The sequence below is a fragment of the Microcoleus sp. AT3-D2 genome, assembly GCF_036705715.1.
Lineage (GTDB): Bacteria > Cyanobacteriota > Cyanobacteriia > Cyanobacteriales > Microcoleaceae > Microcoleus.
Map to the genome: position 1 here is coordinate 14,353 of NZ_JAUBVE010000048.1, position 17,345 is coordinate 31,697.

The 17,345-nt window shown below is 46.3% G+C and carries 14 protein-coding genes and 1 tRNA gene; 9 read left to right on the top strand and 6 right to left on the bottom strand.

The annotated features are described in order from the left end of the window. Positions 1-57: 57 nt before the first annotated feature. Positions 58-2,568, top strand: coding sequence for an acyl carrier protein (locus tag QUB44_RS19280; protein WP_333369888.1), 2,511 nt, complete (start codon positions 58-60; stop codon positions 2,566-2,568). 78 nt (positions 2,569-2,646) lie between these two features. On the opposite strand, the gene QUB44_RS19285 is transcribed toward QUB44_RS19280, so the two are convergent. From QUB44_RS19285 to QUB44_RS19305, 5 genes are all read right to left on the bottom strand, one after another. Beyond that, positions 2,647-3,366 (bottom strand): DUF2786 domain-containing protein, encoded by a 720-nt coding sequence (locus tag QUB44_RS19285; RefSeq protein WP_333369889.1) that lies wholly within the window; start codon positions 3,364-3,366, stop codon positions 2,647-2,649. 182 nt (positions 3,367-3,548) lie between these two features. Beyond that, positions 3,549-4,766, bottom strand: coding sequence for a DUF790 family protein (locus QUB44_RS19290; protein ID WP_333369890.1), 1,218 nt, complete (start codon positions 4,764-4,766; stop codon positions 3,549-3,551). Positions 4,767-4,781: 15 nt separating this feature from the next. Further along, positions 4,782-5,243, bottom strand: coding sequence for a DUF3598 family protein (locus QUB44_RS19295; protein WP_333369891.1), 462 nt, complete (start codon positions 5,241-5,243; stop codon positions 4,782-4,784). Between the two features lie 86 nt (positions 5,244-5,329). Continuing rightward, complete coding sequence (locus QUB44_RS19300; protein WP_333369892.1) at positions 5,330-5,473, bottom strand: hypothetical protein; 144 nt, start codon at positions 5,471-5,473, stop codon at positions 5,330-5,332. Positions 5,474-5,562: 89 nt separating this feature from the next. Next, positions 5,563-7,101: a DEAD/DEAH box helicase family protein gene (locus QUB44_RS19305; RefSeq protein ID WP_333369893.1), complete on the bottom strand. Its 1,539-nt coding sequence runs from the start codon at positions 7,099-7,101 to the stop codon at positions 5,563-5,565. Positions 7,102-7,543: 442 nt separating this feature from the next. On the opposite strand from QUB44_RS19305, the gene ald reads away from it, so the two are divergent. The 6 genes from ald to mutT all read left to right on the top strand — a co-directional run bounded on the left by ald (position 7,544) and on the right by mutT (position 12,719). After that, positions 7,544-8,632, top strand: a complete 1,089-nt coding sequence (ald, locus tag QUB44_RS19310; protein ID WP_333369894.1) for an alanine dehydrogenase — start codon at positions 7,544-7,546, stop codon at positions 8,630-8,632. 262 nt (positions 8,633-8,894) lie between these two features. Further along, positions 8,895-8,976 (top strand) — tRNA-Leu (locus QUB44_RS19315). A 73-nt stretch (positions 8,977-9,049) separates the two neighbouring features. Then, on the top strand, positions 9,050-9,826 hold the full coding sequence (locus tag QUB44_RS19320; RefSeq protein WP_333369895.1) for an RNA methyltransferase: 777 nt from the start codon (positions 9,050-9,052) through the stop codon (positions 9,824-9,826). Between the two features lie 747 nt (positions 9,827-10,573). Further along, positions 10,574-11,533, top strand: a complete 960-nt coding sequence (locus tag QUB44_RS19325) for an RNA polymerase sigma factor, RpoD/SigA family (RefSeq protein WP_333163816.1) — start codon at positions 10,574-10,576, stop codon at positions 11,531-11,533. 230 nt (positions 11,534-11,763) lie between these two features. Then, positions 11,764-12,105 carry a DUF760 domain-containing protein gene (locus tag QUB44_RS19330; RefSeq protein ID WP_333163818.1) on the top strand — a complete coding sequence of 114 codons (342 nt, stop codon included), beginning with the start codon at positions 11,764-11,766 and terminating at the stop codon, positions 12,103-12,105. A 209-nt stretch (positions 12,106-12,314) separates the two neighbouring features. After that, the gene (gene mutT / locus QUB44_RS19335; protein WP_333369896.1) at positions 12,315-12,719 is read left to right on the top strand and encodes an 8-oxo-dGTP diphosphatase MutT; all 405 of its coding nucleotides are present in this window, start codon (positions 12,315-12,317) and stop codon (positions 12,717-12,719) included. A 67-nt stretch (positions 12,720-12,786) separates the two neighbouring features. Here mutT and QUB44_RS19340 read toward each other — a convergent pair whose 3' ends face one another. After that, positions 12,787-14,025, bottom strand: coding sequence for a histidine kinase (locus tag QUB44_RS19340; protein ID WP_333369897.1), 1,239 nt, complete (start codon positions 14,023-14,025; stop codon positions 12,787-12,789). A 53-nt stretch (positions 14,026-14,078) separates the two neighbouring features. Between QUB44_RS19340 and QUB44_RS19345 the strand changes: the two genes are divergently transcribed. Together QUB44_RS19345 and QUB44_RS19350 are read left to right on the top strand one after the other, a co-directional pair. Continuing rightward, entirely contained in the window at positions 14,079-15,803 is a 1,725-nt protein-coding gene (locus tag QUB44_RS19345) for a DUF2079 domain-containing protein (RefSeq protein ID WP_445299908.1), read from the top strand. 250 nt (positions 15,804-16,053) lie between these two features. Further along, entirely contained in the window at positions 16,054-17,241 is a 1,188-nt protein-coding gene (locus QUB44_RS19350) for a glycosyltransferase family 4 protein (RefSeq protein WP_333369899.1), read from the top strand. The last annotated feature ends 104 nt before the right edge of the window (positions 17,242-17,345 follow it).

Below are 17,345 nucleotides of genomic sequence, written 5' to 3' on the forward strand. Positions count from 1 at the left end.
ATTTAAACTATCATAATATATTAGTTATTCTGTGGTTTGCTACCAGGGTAAAAATTGATGATGAACTTTGTATTTCCCGCAGCGGTACAGGCTGCGATCGAGGCTGGCAAGTACGTACAAGTGTTTACATCCGCTGGAGTGCCGATCGGCATGGCCAGAGATGAAGCGACGGGACAGTTCGTCGCCCATGCCGTGGGCGCGGCCCTCAACAACAGCCCGCTATCGCCGTTAGTCTCGCCGTTGCAGTTTGCGATGCAAGGCTTGCAGATGCAACAAATGCACATGGGCTTTCAAGCCGTCCAAGCGAGTTTGGGCGTGCTGCAAGCGACAACAGCCGTCATTGGTGTGGGAACTGTGGCTGGGGTAGCCTTGTCAGCGGTGAATTTGCACCAGACATTGAAACTAAAAAAAGCGGTAGAGAGGCTGGAAGTTAAAGTAGAAAATGGTTTCATCAATTTAGAACAACTTTTGAAAGGTCAAGGCGCGGAAATTAAGCAATTAATTGCCGAAGTGGTTGCAGATATAAAATTTGAGAACCATCGCCTAGTCTTAGTGCGGGCTTACGGGTTATTTACGCAAGCAATTCAACGAATGCGATCGGCTTTGCAACTGCAAGATATCAACCGCCGCAATGCTGAAATTGATGCAGCGCGGGGGATGTTGTTTCAGGCTTTAGCAGACTACAAAAATCCGCAGTTATTAGAAGAAACTTGTGCGGCGGGACAGTTGCGCCGGTTAGAGTGCAGTTGGGCGATCGAGCAAAGTATTATTGGCACGTATCAGGTGCAGAATGAATTTGGTGCTGCGGGCGATCGGCTTTCTCAGCTTCAACAACAAATCCGTCAAGATGGCATCAGCATCATACAATGCTGTGACTCCGACGAAGAGCTTGATTTTCTATTTCCTGAAATCACCCGAATTCACAATCACGATTTAGCGGCTTTAGACATTTGGCTTAATCAGATTGAATGGATTAAAGATTTGCCGCCAAGTGAGTTAAACCAGTTACAGACTGCTGATTTTAGTAAATCAGACTTAGCTGTTATGGGGGATAAAAAATCAGCCACAACAGCTTTAGCGATACCGGATGAACAGTTGTTTTATGAAAATTTGCGGCCGAAGTCTCATTTTTATGCGCTTCGCACTCAACTGGAATTAATGCTCGATCCGCAGCAGCGTGAAGATTACGAACATTATATCATTGAGCAAGGAGAAATAGCGGGTCATAAAAGTTTAGTAGCGTCTAATTTGGAAAAAGCATCTGATTTGGCTGTTGCTAATCTCTATTACTATTTCAGAGTCCGAGATAAATCGGAAGAAGAAAACGTCAAAGAGCGAATTTATGAAAAAGTCAAAGCGCTTGTTGCCAATCAGCTACAAATTGAGGCAACTGAAGTCACCGTCAACACTAAGTTTTCCCAAAATTTAGGAGTCGATAATAACGCTAATTTTAGAGCAAATTTTGTAAATAGTGTCGATATAAATGCACTACAGCTAATCTTGGCTTTCGAGGAAAATTTCGACATTGAAATTCCAGAGAAAGATGCCGAAGAAATAAAAAAAGTTCAACAGGCTGTTGATTACATTTACAAAAAAATCTCTAAATCGGCAACGCCAACTCTTACAGAAGAATCCTGTGCAAGTGATAATGTCCAGCAGAAAATTCCTGAAACAACAGAAACGTCGATCGAAGAGAATTCCCTAGCTATAAAAGAATTGGGACTGACTCTGGAAGAAACCAGAATTATGTTCAGCTATCAGTACCACTTGGTGCAAGATGATATTGACAGGGAATCGGATTATGATAAACAGTCCCTAAAGCAAGAGTGGTTAAGCAAGTGGCAAAAGTCAACCACACTTTTTTTGAACAGCAAAATTTCACCTGAAACTCCAGATAACAGGTCATTGAAATTAATTACTAATTTTCAATTACTCAAAAAATTCGTAGAATCCCATCTCATCTGTCCTAACAATCAATTTACTAGGCGTCTAGTGTTATTAGAAGTAACACTATTTCAAGCCTATTACTCATTGGGGGATAGCCGCGATGAAGCATTCAAAGATTTGAAAATTGCCGATGAAGAAAGACTTACCAGTAAGCTAAAGTTTTTTGCTGGAAAACTAGACATTGATGTAAATTCTGTTGACCGCTTTAAATCGAACTACAAGGAAACCATCAAAGCAATTAAAGGCGGCATAAATCCTTTGTTAATTGGTGCAGGTGGCTTCAGAATGGCCGGCGGAATGGTCGTAATTGTTGCTGGCGGTTCAATTCTAGGTGCTAGTGCGGGAGTTGGTGTTGGCGCTTTATTCAGTCAATCTCCCGACACCGCTTTAATCCAAGCCGCCAAGTTAGAAGTTGTGATGCGCGAGATTGTTGTCATTCAAAAAGACATCCGCAAGGCTCAAGAAATTCTCAAAGAACAGCGCCTCGCCATACGCTCCCTTGAGGACAAACTTGACGACCTACTTCTTAACAAAGAAAAAAATCAGAAAGAAATCGAAAATCTCAAAAGAGCGATCGAGTATTTGAAGAAAGCACTCGAAAGAAATCAAGCCTTAATGTAGCAATCATTACGCACTACAGACAAAATAACCCTAGTTTATTACACCTAGGAAGCTGATTTTCACGATCGCACGTCCTACTCACAGACTTTCATTAAGTTGTTTCATATCCCCTTGCGGCTGCACTTGCTTGTGCAAACTAATTTTATCGCCCACTTCATACCCCGAATAAAAACCCGCCGCGCTGCTGACTTGAGAACCACTTCTGGTTTTAACTTTAGCCCCTCGGCCCTCTAGATAATCCGCGATCGCCTGTTGATTTTTCTCAAACATCGATCGCACTACAATCCCTGGAGTCGCCGCCACATCCCCCGAACCCGGAATCCCCGACTCTTCCATCTCCTGTTTTTGTTCCAACAATCTTTGTCTCAACCTCGTCGCGCATCCAACCCGAAAAGCATTCAGATACGCCAACCCCCTGCCGTTTCCTTTGCGGTATTTAGCCCTTTTTTCAATCGCAGAACTCAAATACTCGTACAGATGTTTGCAAACAATCAGGTTGGTAGAAGTTCCCACCAAAAACATACTGCCAGTATAAGTGTTTCGCATGGCATTGCAACCGTTAGCGTCGGCAATTCCCGAAAGCAGCATCATTTTCCAAGTTACAAATTTCGATGTTGTTTCAACTGAGTCTTCGTCAATCTCTTCTTGGTGATTTGGCCCTAAATCCGCGAGGCTGAGATTGTACTGTGCCAGTAAAAGGGAAGCTTTTTCTGCCGCAGCAGTCGATTCGTTTTCATTGGATGAGGTGGCGAGGGCTAAAAGCTTTTTGATTCTTTCGACAATACTTGTGTCTGCCATAATGCGATCGGTTTTAGGGTGAGAGTAAGCGGTGGCAAGGATTTGGGTGAATTCCCATTTTAGTATAGCTGGGAATGTGCAATATTTTTTGAGGAGGATTTTTTTGAACCGCAGAGGGCGCAGAGGGCGCAGAGAGAGAGAAAGAAAGAAAGAAAGAAGTTTGCAACTGATGCGCGGATTGGTTACTCTTCGAGGACTTCCAGGACTGATTTGGGCAACAATTTATCTTTAAACCAGACTACTTTTGCTGGCACATCATTTACATTCACCCCGGCTTTTTCTAAATTCAGCCGTTCGGAAATAGCTAAAATCAAGTGATCGCATTCAGACTTCTGTACTTGTGCAAATTTCTTTTGCAAATACTCCGGTCGCCAATAGCCAACTATTTCTAATAAAAATACTCGCCCGTCGGGATGCACTAACCGAAAGTCGGGAATCATCACACTACCTGGAATCGGAATTAAATCAACTTCTCGCTCTAGTTGCCACTCGGTTTTTGTGGAATTCCATCTCTCAGCAAATGCTGCTTCTAACATACTATCATAAGGCTTGCCAGGGGGATAGTGGCTGACTAAACCGCAGTCGGAATTGAGGGTAAACTTACCTGTTTTCAAAACGCCACTAAAAGGATCTTTTGTGTGCAGTGTCGAGTGCATACTCCATTTAGTGACGTGCAGCAGTGCGGGCAGCATTTTCGCCAGGGCTAAGCCGTAGCGGGTGCTGGGTTTGAATAAGCTTGTAGGGCCGTCTATTGTCAGTGTAAAACCGTGGTCTGCATCGCCTTCGATGTAAGTCATTAATTGAAATAGTTTCAGATAGCGAAATAAGAGTTTGTATTCTCCTGGATCGTTGCGGTGGGCGGTTAATTGGACTTGACTTGCTCGGTAAAATATGCCTTGAACTTGAGAAAGATTGTATTTGTGAAGCAAGTTTTCGGGTGTTGGTGCATTAAACTCTGTGAGGATTTTGTTTTCGTTTAAATCCGCGTATAAACCTGTAGTGATTTCGTGAGGCAAAACTTCTCTGTTTAAGTCTTGGCTGAGTTCACTTGCTACTTTTTCCAGGGTTAATTGGGTGGATTGAGGGCTGGGAGTCGATCGCGCGGACAAGGCAAAAACCCGCTGTCTCAACTCTGAGGGTTCTAGGGGACTGATGACTTCCAAGGTGCAGAAACCGCCTTTCAGCAGGTGCGCTAATCCCCGTTTCAGCCGATAATCCGGGCTGTCGCCTTCTAATTCTAGCAAGCGTCCGTCGAGCTCGCCTTGGGTTTTGCCGATCGACTCTTGAAAGCAGTTTATTGTTTCGGTAGCTGCTTCTAAGTTTTTAGCATCTATCTTGAGGCGGAGAGGAATAATTGATTCTCCGTTTTGGCGGTGACTTAATAAATCAGTGGGTAACATAAGCAGTGAAAACTTTTACTCAATTTTTTGTTCAACAATCACCATAACTCCCCTAAGTTTTCCCTCTTCTGTTAAGCTTTGGGTAGTCCGAATTCGCCGATCGGAACTGACTAGATTGATAGTTTCAACGGCCCTCAGAATGCCAGTTGCTTTGTCCCATATTTGAAAAATTATCAAATTATTTCCAACTTCTGTCGCTAGTGTCTTGTAGTTGGAAAAAACCGAGTCTGGACTTTCAATTTGCACTTGCCCTTCACCGACCACATGACCCACAAAATTTTGGGTTTCACTCTTGCCATTGGCATAAGTTTGAACGTTAGTTTGCCTCCACTGGTTGTCAACAATTTTCTGGGTTAACACTGCTGTAAACTTCTGCATTTCCTTGCAGTCTGCATCGAGTATTGTCCAGTCTCCCTCCCAAACTCCAGTATGTTTGGGGAAGACTTTAAAGTTAGTTATTTGTGCAGTTTCGCTCATTTTTAGGTAAAGTAAATTAGTTAATATTGAGATTATACACTAATTGGGCAATCTTCAATCTTCCTTGGAATCATCATTTTTTCACCCTATTTTGCGGGTGCTTCTGCGGCTTTTTTAGTCGCCTCTCTGTTGACTCTGTAAATGGGTGTCGGTTTGACAGTTTCTAATTTCTGATATTCTGGCTTTGGCGGTTCTATTTGTGTTTGTGGTTGTGGTTGGTGAGGCTGCATTCCTCCTCAGCGGCGTTGGGATGTTCTTCGTCGTGAAGAACGCGAAGGGAAAAGAGAGAAAGAGAGTGTTCAGAAATAGTCTAAGCTTACTACCAGGGAATTTCATCATTGTCTTCTCCCCATTTTGCGGGTGATTCTGCTGCTTTTTTGGTTGTCTCCCGGTTGACTCCGTAAATGGGTGTCGGTTTGACAGTTTCTAATTTCTGATATTCTGGCTTTGGCGGTTCTATTTGTGTTTGTGGTTGGGGTTTGTGAGGCTGCATTCCTCCTCGGCGGCGCTGAGAAGTTCTTTCTTCGCTGGTGTCTTCGGTGACGACTTCGTAGAGAATTGCTAACTTATTTACATCGCTGCTTTTGCGGAGAACTCGACCCAATCGCTGAATGTATTCGCGTTCGCTGCCGGTTCCTGACAATATGATAGCAATTCTGGCGTCGGGAACGTCCACTCCTTCGTTGAGGACGTGGGAGGCGACGAGAGTTTTGTATTCGCCGCTGCGAAAGCGATCGAGGATTTCGTGGCGTTCTTTGACTGGGGTTTGGTGGGTAATTGTGGGGATGAGAAATTCTTGGGAAATTCGGTAAACTGTGGCGTTGTCTCCCGTGAAAATTAGGGTGCGCTGGGGAGAGTGTTCTGCTAGTATGTTGGCTAAGATTCGCAGTTTACCTTCGGTACAAAGGGCGATTTCTTTGGCTTGGCGGTGGGCTAGCATGGCGCGCCGTCCCAGGGGCGATCGCGCGCTTGCCATGATAAACTGTTTCCAACCATCCAGGCTGGATATTCTGATGTTAGACTGTTTTAAGAAGTCGTTGCGAATGTTGATTAATTGGGCGTAGCGATCGCCCTCTTCTTTTGACAGTTTTACCATGATTTGAACTATTTTATGGTCGGCTAAAGCATCGCCTGCCAAATCTTCGGGTCTTTTGCTAAATACTGTCGGGCCGATCAGGAAATGCAAATCGCTGTGGCGGCCATCTGTGCGATCGGGTGTAGCTGTCAGTCCGAGTCGAAAAGGTGCGATCGCATATTCGGAAATTACTCGATAAAAGTCCGTTGGCAAATGGTGGCATTCGTCAAAAACCAGCAAACCGTATTTATTCCCCAAGGTTTCTGCATGAATACTTGCACTGTCGTAGGTTGCAACTAAAATTGGCGTTTTGTCCCGCGAACCTCCGCCCAACAATCCGATTTCGATGTCGGGAAAAGCTGCTTTTAAATTAGCATACCACTGGTGCATTAAATCGAGAGTTGGTACTACAATTAATGTACTGCGACCAGTGACTTGCATGGCTAATTGTGCCAGATAAGTTTTGCCGGAAGCGGTGGGGAGGACGACTACTCCTTGGCTTCCTGCTTCCTGCCAAGCTGCCAGGGCCTGTTCTTGATGCGGGTAAGGCTGCATTTCCACGCTGGGTACGAGTTCGAGTAGTTCGTATCCCCTAGCTTCGTCCGTGAAGTGAATGCACTCGGCTTGGAGGCATTCTACCAGCGGGCGGTAGTGAATGCCTCGAATGCGGTATTTTTCCACGCGATCGTCCCATGTCGCAAAGTCCACCCAGTCTCTGCCTTTGGGCGGCGGGTGCAGCAATAGAGTTCCGCGATCAAATGTTAAGGTAGGTGTGCGTGGCATTTGTTTAGATAGGGGGACGAGTTATCAATACTCCGGACAGTTTTTGAGACCGAGGCTGAAACCCTCATTCTACCGTTAGCATTTGACCTCACTGAGTAGGCTAAAACCCGCATTCTGCCGTTAGTGATTGAAAACTGTCCGGACTATTGAGTTATGCCTGTTAAATTATAAGTGACAGATCAAATATATTGACTCTTCTTGAAATTATCTGCGTTACTCTGTGTTAATCAGCCCTACATCTGCGGTCGATCTATCAATCAAAAAATTATGTAATTCAAGTCTAAATTGAATAAATTGCGATCGCACTGAATAAAAACTAAATAAATATTCTCCTAGCCGGATTGCCGGATTGCCAAATCTAAAATCTACAATGGTATTGTCCCGCTGGGGATGGTTTTTAGGTTAAATTCGATCTACGTATGCCTGAGATTAGAGGTTATAGATGGAAATAGGCGTCCCCAAGGAAATCAAGGATTTGGAGTTTCGAGTCGGGCTCAGTCCCACAAGTGTCCGGGCTTGTTCGGACAAAGGCCACACAGTTTTTGTAGAAACGAATGCTGGTGCTGGGGCCGGTTTTGCGGACGAGGACTACGTTGAAGCAGGGGCTAAGATTGTTTTAAAGGCTTCCGATGTCTGGAATCGCGAACTAATTGTTAAAGTTAAAGAACCGCTGCCTGCTGAGTATCCGCTGATGCAAAAAGAGCAGTTGCTGTTTACATATTTGCACTTGGCTGCCGATCGCACCTTAACCGAGCATTTAATCAGCAGCGGAGTCCAAGCCATCGCCTATGAAACAGTCGAACTCCCGGACAGGAAATTGCCGTTGCTGACGCCGATGAGCATTATTGCAGGTCGTTTGGCCGTGCAGTTTGGAGCTCGGTTTCTGGAACGACAGCAAGGTGGCAGAGGAGTGCTTTTGGGCGGCGTACCGGGAGTGAGACCGGGTAAAGTTGTAATTTTGGGCGGCGGAATTGTCGGCACAGAAGCAGCCAGAATTGCTGTAGGAATGGGCGCGAGAGTGCAGATTTTGGATGTAAATGTCGATCGTTTAGCCTACTTGGAAACTCTGTTCGGTTCCAGAGTAGAATACCTCTACAGCAGTCCTTTGCAAATAGAAGCAGTTATCCCCGATACTGATTTGTTAATCGGTGCGGTTTTGGTCTTAGGTAAAAAAGCTCCGGTGCTGGTTTCTCGCGAATTTGTTGCGAAGATGCACCCCGGTTCTGTGATTGTTGACGTAGCCGTTGACCAAGGCGGCTGCGTGGAAACTCTGCGGGCAACTTCTCACACAAATCCTACTTATGTTGATGAAGGAGTCGTGCATTACGGCGTGCCGAATATGCCCGGTGCTGTGCCTTGGACTGCGACTCAAGCTTTGAATAACAGCACTTTGCCTTATGTTTTGCAGTTGGCAAATAACGGGATTAAAGCTTTGGAAATGAATCCGAGTTTGGCGAAGGGATTGAACGTGCAGAATCAGCGATTGGTGCATCCGGCCGTGCGCGAGGTTTTCGCAGATTTGGCCGATTAGATTCCCATTTTTTCAGCAAATTCAGTAGGGTGCGTCAAATCAAAGCTTGTGGATTATTAATAACGGGACGCGATCTGACGCACCCTACTCAACTACACAGCGTTTTGCGATGTTTGGCTAACAGTAAATCCTCGAAACTAAAGCATTTCTCAACCCGAAAAGTAATTTGTGCCAAATATTACTCGCAGCCCAGAAAAAATAAATTCCTCAAAACACTTGACAAACTGGCGAACATATGGCAATGTAGTAATTCGTGACCGATGCGGAACTGGCGGAATTGGTAGACGCGCATGATTCAGGTTCATGTGGTGCAAGCCTTCCGGGTTCAAGTCCCGGGTTCCGCATTCCAAAGGCAGAAGGAAGTTTGGGGTTAACCCGATACAGGCAATAACCCCATTCGCTCTGCTGAATTAAACAATGCTGACAAGTATTCAAAACCCCCTAGTTAAAGAAATCCGCAAGCTCCACAGCTCGAAGGGACGCAGGGAACAACAATTATTTTTACTCGAAGGGACGCACTTGCTCGAAGAAGCTTGCGCCGCCAAATACCCGCTAGCAACGGTTTGCTGCACTCCCGAATGGCTGGATCAGCACGGGGAACTTTGGAATCAAGTTGGTAATTTAGCCGATCGCACAGAATTAGTAAGTGCAAAGGTGTTAGAGTTGATCGCCACTACAGTCCAACCCGACGGCATTGTCGCCACCGCACCCCGCACCGCAACAGAGCCCGCAAAATTGTCAACTTTAGGAATAGCCCTAGAAACAATCCAAGATCCAGGTAACTTGGGGGCGATCGTCCGCACGGCTGCGGCTGCTAATGCCGACGGTTTGCTGCTGAGCGCAGACAGCGCCGATTTAGACCATCCCAAAGTGCTGCGCGCCTCCGCAGGAGCTTGGTTTAAGCTACCAATGGCAGTCAGTCCAGATTTAACCGCCGAAGTCTCGGCCTATAAAAACCGAGGAATGCAAATTTTAGCAACCGTCGCCGGGGCCAGTTTAAGTTATTGGGAAGTAGATTTGCGAGTGCCGACTTTGATAGTTTTGGGTAACGAAGGCTCTGGTTTGTCGGAAGACTTGAGAAGTTTGGCCGATCGACAAATCCAAATTCCCCTGAGTCGTGGCGTAGAATCTTTAAATGTGTCGATCGCCGCAGCCCTCATCATGTACGAAGCTCAACGGCAAAGAACTGATTAGACTGATTAGACTTATTGCATAAATTTTTGATTGATAGGGAAACCGCAGATGCAACGCAGATGCAACGCAAATTCATTTCCAGATAGGAGAGCGAATGTCTGCTATTCAAATCTCTTATTTAATTATTAATTAATCCTTATCTGTAGGGCGGGTTCATCAATACCTGTAACTTCACATTTATACCCTTGGACAGACGGGTGGCCTGAAATCGGGTTTTTTAACCAAAATACCTCGTTACAGCTCGCAGATTCCGTAAAAAGCCCGGTTGCTGGGGTCGGAGTGCGATCGCCAACAGAAGCTGCCGGGCCTTTAAATTGTATTTTTCACTTGGTATTTTTCACTTGCGCTGTGCCAACAGTGTTCCCTCCCCATATCCCCCTGTGCCCCTGTGCCCCTCTCCCCCTCTGAGATTTGGCCGATTTTGTTTATATTGATGCAACTGTGAAGCTAGGAAAGCGGGTACTCTCGTACCAACATTCCTGGCTTACATGAAATAAATATGAAGAAGTGTAGCCAAGTGCTCTCACAAATGTTAAGATTCTTAACATAACGTAGTATTGTGCACACCCCAACCAAAACCTAACCTGAGACGGTGCTGACTGGGAGTAGTAGCTAGCTACCATAAAATTAAGCCTCTTTAAATGGAAGGAAAGCGCAAGTCCCCGCCCGCTTTCCTTCCCAGCTAAAGCTAGGGGTTTGCGACTACCGCAAACCTTTAGAGGCACAGATCCTCAGCGGGAAAAGCTCATGAAAACTCTTAAGTCCTCAGATACAGATTCTGTTCGCGCTTACTTGCGGGAAATCGGCCGCGTTCCCTTGTTGACCCATGAGCAAGAAATACTCTATGGGAAACAGGTACAGCGCTCAACCGCACTGCATCAGGAGAAAAATATTTTAGCCGAAGAGTTAGGCCGCGACCCGACGGCGGCTGAATGGGCACAGGCAGTTGGTCTGTCTGAGGCACAGTTGCAGCGGACGATCGAACACGGGGAAAGGGCAAAGCGCCAAATGGTGGAAGCGAATCTCCGCCTGGTAGTGTCTGTTGCCAAAAAATATATCAAGCGCAACGTAGATTTACTGGATCTTATTCAGGAAGGCACGATCGGGATGCAGCGGGGAGTAGAAAAATTTGACCCGACTAAGGGCTACAGATTTTCTACTTATGCTTATTGGTGGATTCGTCAGGCAATTACTCGGGCGATCGCCGAAAAAGGTCGCACCATCCGCTTGCCGATCCACATCACCGAAAAGCTCAACAAAATTAAAAAGGCTCAGCGCCAACTTGCTCAACAGCTCGGTCGCGCGGCCACGGCTGCTGAATTGGCATCAGAGTTAGAATTGACTCCCAAACAGATTCGCGAATATCTCGATCGCGCGCGCCTGCCACTTTCCCTGGACTTGCGCGTGGGAGACAATCAAGATACAGAGTTGGGCGATTTGTTGGAAGATACGGGTACTACCCCGGAAGATTTTGCCCTGCAATCTTCCCTGCGGACTGACTTAGAGCAGCTAATGGCGGAACTGACTCAGCAACAGCGAGAAGTGCTCGCCTTGCGGTTCGGTTTAGAAGACGGGCAAACCTTAACTTTGGCCAAAATAGGCGATCGTCTCAACATTAGTCGGGAACGAGTGCGGCAAATAGAACGGGAAGCTTTGACCAAACTCCGCAAGCGCAAGCAAGATATCAACGATTATCTAGCCAGCTAGGTAGATTGGGGATTGGGGATTGGCGATCGGACATTTCGCCCACTCGCAATCCCCAATCTAAAATCGTAAAAACCGCCGCTTTTAATTCGGTTGTGCCCACTTGGTTGCTACAAATGTCCTGCTACATTAGTAATTACTTAGTAATAAAGATCAGCAGCCAGCGGATAAGGGTTATTTAATTTAACCGCCCGCGTCTAACATAACAAGCTGTGTCTGAAACGGAGGTACTCGTGAGCAACTCATCTAATAAATCCCCAGAATTCTTTGAAGAAGACGGAGAAAATGCTAACTTATTATGGCAATACGTGCAGTCAATGGCTCCAGACACAGTTTCTCAGTTGTCTAAGCCGACTTCTCACGAAGTGTTTCAAGTAATGGAGCGAAATATTGTTGGACTATTGGGGAATTTGCCTTCGGAACACTTCGGGGTGACAGTGACTACCAGTCGCGAACATTTGGGTAGATTGCTCGCCTCGGCTATGATTAGCGGTTATTTTCTGAAAAATGCCGAACAGCGAATGACTTTTGAAAAGTCCCTACAAGCCAGTGAGAGACATGGCTCGGACGATTAGTAGATTGTTAACATTTAAGTGATCCAAGTGTCAAGCCCCCCCTCGCAAGATGGGGGCTTAATATTTTAGATTTTAGATTTTAGATTTTAGGTTTTAGGTTTTAGATTTTAGGTTTTATATTTTAGATTTTAGATTAAATAATTGAAGAATTATTGATATTATTCTTAAATTCCCAATACCCAATTCCCAATACCCAATTCCCAATTAATATGTCTCTTCCTCCTTTGGTCCACAAAGTTATCGGCGTTGCTGCAATCTGGAACGATCGCCAACAAATTTTGATTGACAAGCGCCGACAACATGGACTGCACGGTGGTTTCTGGGAGTTTCCGGGCGGAAAAATAGAGCCTGGGGAAACAATCGAAGCTTGCATAAAACGGGAAATTATGGAGGAGTTGGGGATTGTCGTAGAAGTTGGCGATCGCTTGATTACAATTGACCACGACTACACTAAATTTACAGTTAGACTATACGTACACCACTGCCGCCACGTCAGCGGGGAACCGCAAACGATCGAATGCGATGAAATTCGCTGGGTCACACTCGATGAAATTGACCAATTTACTTTCCCCCAGGCAAACGCACAGATTATCGCTGCACTGCGGAAAAGTTGAACTGTAATATCAAATGCGGTTGCTACTGACAACAGACAACAGTTAGCCGATCGCTGACAGCTAACTTTTATTTTTGGACAGGCAGAGTAAAGTGAAAACAACTGCCTCTATCGGGTACAGAGTCTACCCAAATTTGACCGTAGTGGGCGCGGATGATGCCTTGACACAGAGACAGTCCAATGCCGTAACCATCTTTTGATTTATCTCGCTGCAAGCGAAAGCTGTCTTCAAAAATGCTCGCGCAATCTTCTTCAGGAATTCCCGGGCCGCTGTTGCAAATGCTGACTTGAACTTTGTAAGCGGTGCGGTGGAGAATGGACAGATTAACAGTTCCTTGGTCTGGGGTGTACTTGCTGGCGTTGTCAAGCAGGTTGACCATGACTTGTTTGATGCGATCTGGATCGGCATAAACCAAGGGTAAATCTGCGGGAATGTCTGTTTCTAAGTTCAGACTTTTCGCCTGAAATTTGTCTTGAAACTGCAAGATTACATCTTGACAAATCGCCCCCAGTTCGATTCTTTTTGGTTCAATGTGGAGTTGAGCATTTGTACCCCGGGCTGCTTGCAGGATATCTGTAATCATACGATCGACAATTCGGATTTGGCGGCGGGCTTGCTTCATCAAATGAGCCGCCAGACTCGGTGTCAAACGCGACTTTTCCCCCTCTTTCACCTTCTGACTTGACTCCAAAGTCTCCAAAGCCAAAGATGCGGCCGTCAAGGGATTACGCAAGTCGTGAGCTAGCATCGCAATAATCCGGTCTTTCAACTGCAACTGCTCTTGCAGGTGTTCTTTTTCCTGTTTGAGGCGAAAAACTTCATCGGAAAGCTGCACAATTTCGGCCGCGCAAGCAACGGAATAGATGGGTTTTGGGTCAGTCAGGCTTTCAGCAAGAGCTGGGGCAGACTGTTGCTGAGCTGCGTATTCTTCTACAGAACGCTTCCAGCGGGGCCACCAGTGTTCGAGTTGGGCGATTAAATTGCTGCCGGCGAGAGTTTGTCGCGGATCGGGATGAATTTTGAGCAGCGAGGGAGTGGCTACAAGTTTAAAGTGTTCGGCTAAATCGGGCTGTTCTCCTACATCAATGATTTGAAGCTCAAAGTCCCACTCTGCCTTCAAATCCTTTAGGGACTTGCGGATGTGTCTGGTCTGTTCCCTGGAAGAGGGACGCTTGTCTACAAACAGCAAAAGCTGTAAAAGTGGTGCGGAATTGGCCGGCTGTTCGGGAGAACAGTCAGTGCCGCTGGTGCCTGATGTTGAATGGACGCTGTTGAGCTTTTCGATCGGGTGAAAATAATTGAGCATTGCCGAGCCGAGTTATTTCACTTCTACTTTAATTTAATACTTACTTTAGATTTATGCTATTGTCCGATAATTTCATTACAGGCGGGCAGATGATATTTTTGAGATGGAAGAAAAATGAGTCGCTGCGGGTGGTGGTTCAAGTGGCGGCCGCCTTTTTTGTGCTGTGCCTGTTGCTGACGCTGCACCGCTACTACAGCTTTTACGCTACTTACGACCAAGGCATTTTCAATCAAGTTTTTTGGAACGGCACTCGGGGTCACTTGTTTGAGAGTTCCCTCTCTTCGGCGTTGTCCACTAATGTGGTTCACCAAAACCAGCTCCCGGAAGTATCTTACTACCGGTTGGGGCAGCATTTCACCCCGGCCCTGATGCTGTGGCTGCCAATTTACTCGCTGTTTCCCTCGCCCGTCACTTTGACGGTGTTGCAGGTGACTTTAATTACGGCGGCTGGAGGAGTGCTCTATGCTCTCGCCAGACACTATCTGGAACCGAGGCTGTCGGCGACAATTGTTGTGAGCTATTACTGCGCTAACGCGGTCATCGGCCCGACTTTGGGCAATTTTCACGATATTTGTCAAATGCCGCTGTATGTCTTTGGCTTGCTGCTGGCAATGGAGAAGCGCTGGTGGCCCTTGTTTGGGATTCTGGCAACTTTAATTTTGGCCGTGCGAGAAGATGGGGGAGTTGTTTTATTTGGCGTCGGAGTTTACCTGATTTTGAGCCGGCGCTACCCTCGGACTGGTTTGGCTGTCTGCATACTCAGTTTTGGTTATATGATCGTCCTGACCAATCTGATTATGCCTTTGTTTTCTGCTGATATATCCCAGCGGTTTATGATGGAGCGCTTCGGTCAATATGCTGATGGAGATGAAGCTTCTACTCTAGAAATTATTTGGGGAATGGTGAGCAATCCCTGGCGGTTGGTGGCTCAGTTATTTACGCCGTTTTTTGGTAAGATTAGATACCTGCTTGGCCAGTGGTTGCCATTAGCTTTGGTTCCTGCTTTCGCGCCTGCGTCTTGGATGATAGCTGGATTTCCGCTGCTGAAGCTATTTTTAGCGAAAGGAGAGTCGGTGCTGGCGATTAATATTCGCTATGCGATGACTGTGGTTCCAGGGCTTTTTTATGGGGCGATTCTGTGGTGGGCCCAGCGTCAAAAGGAAGAAGATAGAATGGTGAGAGAGGAAAGAATGTTTTTGCGTTTTCCTTCTGCTTTATTTCCTCTGCCTTCTTCTTCAAATTTTCGCCGCTTTTGGGGGTTTTGCATCTGTTTGTCGCTATTTTTTACCTTCACTTCTAACCCAAATCGGACTTTTTCTTGGATTTTGCCCGATGCGATCGATCCTTGGGTGCAGGTTCCTCTCGTCAGACAATGGCAGCACGTTTTGCAAGTGCGGCCGCTATTGGCTCAAATTCCTGCTGATGCTAGCGTGGCAGCGACGAATACTATTGTGCCGATTTTGTCAAGCAGGCGGGAAATTCTCAGGTTTCCGATGTTTGAACTCCGCAATGATGCGGGGAAGGCAGTGAAGATGCAATATGTAATTGCCGATTTGTGGCAGTTGCAGCAGTATCAGGCTGCGTTTCGCGGGGAACGCGGACAGTTGCGGGAAATCGTACCGGCGATCGATCGAATGTCCAAATCGGGAGATTACGGAATTGTTGGCTTTGAAGACGGCGCGATTTTGATGCGTCAGGGTGTTGTTTCTAATTCTGCATCGGCTGCTGCTTGGACGCGTTTTCGCGGCGAATTGGAGCCGATTTTGAAGAAACGGTAAGCGGGTAGTTACGATCGCCATTGCTTCCCTCAGTGGCTCAAATCTTGAGGAAACCTGTTTTTTTCAGGTAATGGCGATCGAGCAATTTCATGCAAAAACCAGATTTAGGCATGATTTTCTGTCTTTGTTGCTGCCAAAAGTCAGGCATTGGGCATCAACTTACGCTCAACTTAAATTTAAGGGTGATAATTATACAATAAATCTGTTAATCCTAAACATTAAGTTATATAAATTATTTGGAGGGAGAAAGATGAAAATTTTGGTATTGGCATGGGAGTTTCCTCCCAGAATCGTAGGCGGTATCGCCCGCCACGTATCGGAACTATATCCAGAATTGGTGAAGCAGGGACACGAAATTCACTTAATTACAGTAGAGTTCGGCCACGCACCGATGTACGAAGTGGTGGAAGGAATACGGGTGCATCGGGTGTTAGTGGGGCACGCCAAGGACTTTTTTCACTGGGTGGCGAACCTCAACCAAAGCATGGGCCACCAAGGCGGGAAACTGATGCTTGAGGAAGGCCCCTTTGATATCATCCACGCTCACGATTGGTTAGTGGGAGATGCGGCGATCGCCCTCAAGCATACCTTTAAAGTACCGCTAATTGCCACCATCCACGCCACCGAATACGGCCGCTTCAACGGCATCCACAATGAAGGGCAGCGCTACATTAACGCCAAGGAAAACGACCTTGCTTACAACGCTTGGCGAGTAATTGTTTGCAGTGATTATATGCGGCGGGAAGCCGAACGGGTACTAGCGACTCCGTGGAACAAAATAGAGGTAATTTACAACGGAATTAGATCGGAGAAAAAGCCCCGCTGGCACGAATTTGACGCAATGGATTTCCGCCGCAGGTTTGCTGCTGATGATGAGAAAATTGTCTATTATGTAGGAAGAATTAGCTATGAAAAAGGCATTGGTGTATTTTTGCATGCTGCACCTAAAGTAATTTGGGAAATGGGGGGTAAAGCGAAAATTGTAATTGTTGGTGGCGGCAATACAGACCATCTCAAACATTTAGCTTGGCATTTAGGAATTTGGAATAAGTGTTATTTTACTGGGTTCATGTTTGAGGAACATCTCGACAAATTCCAGACCGTGGCTGACTGCGCGGTTTTCCCCAGTCTTTACGAACCTTTTGGGATTGTAGCGTTAGAAAGCTTTGCTGCAAGAGTGCCTGTGGTGGTTTCGGATGCGGGCGGACTTCCAGAGGTGGTACTGCACACTAAAACTGGCGTTGTTACTGAGGCCAACAATCGGGATTCTTTGGCATGGGGAATTTTGGAGGTTTTGAAAAATCCGGGTTACGCGCAGTGGTTGGTTGACAATGCTTATCAAGATTTGGAACGCCGGTTTAGTTGGCCGAAGTTGGCGATAGAAACCCAGTGGGTTTATGAACGGGTGGTGGAGGAAAGGGCTGAGGTTGATTGGTAAGAATGCTGACTGTTCACGGTTGACTGTTGACTGTTCACGGTTGACTGTTGACTGTTCACGGTTGACTGTTGACTGTTCACGGTTGACTGTTGACTGTTCACGGT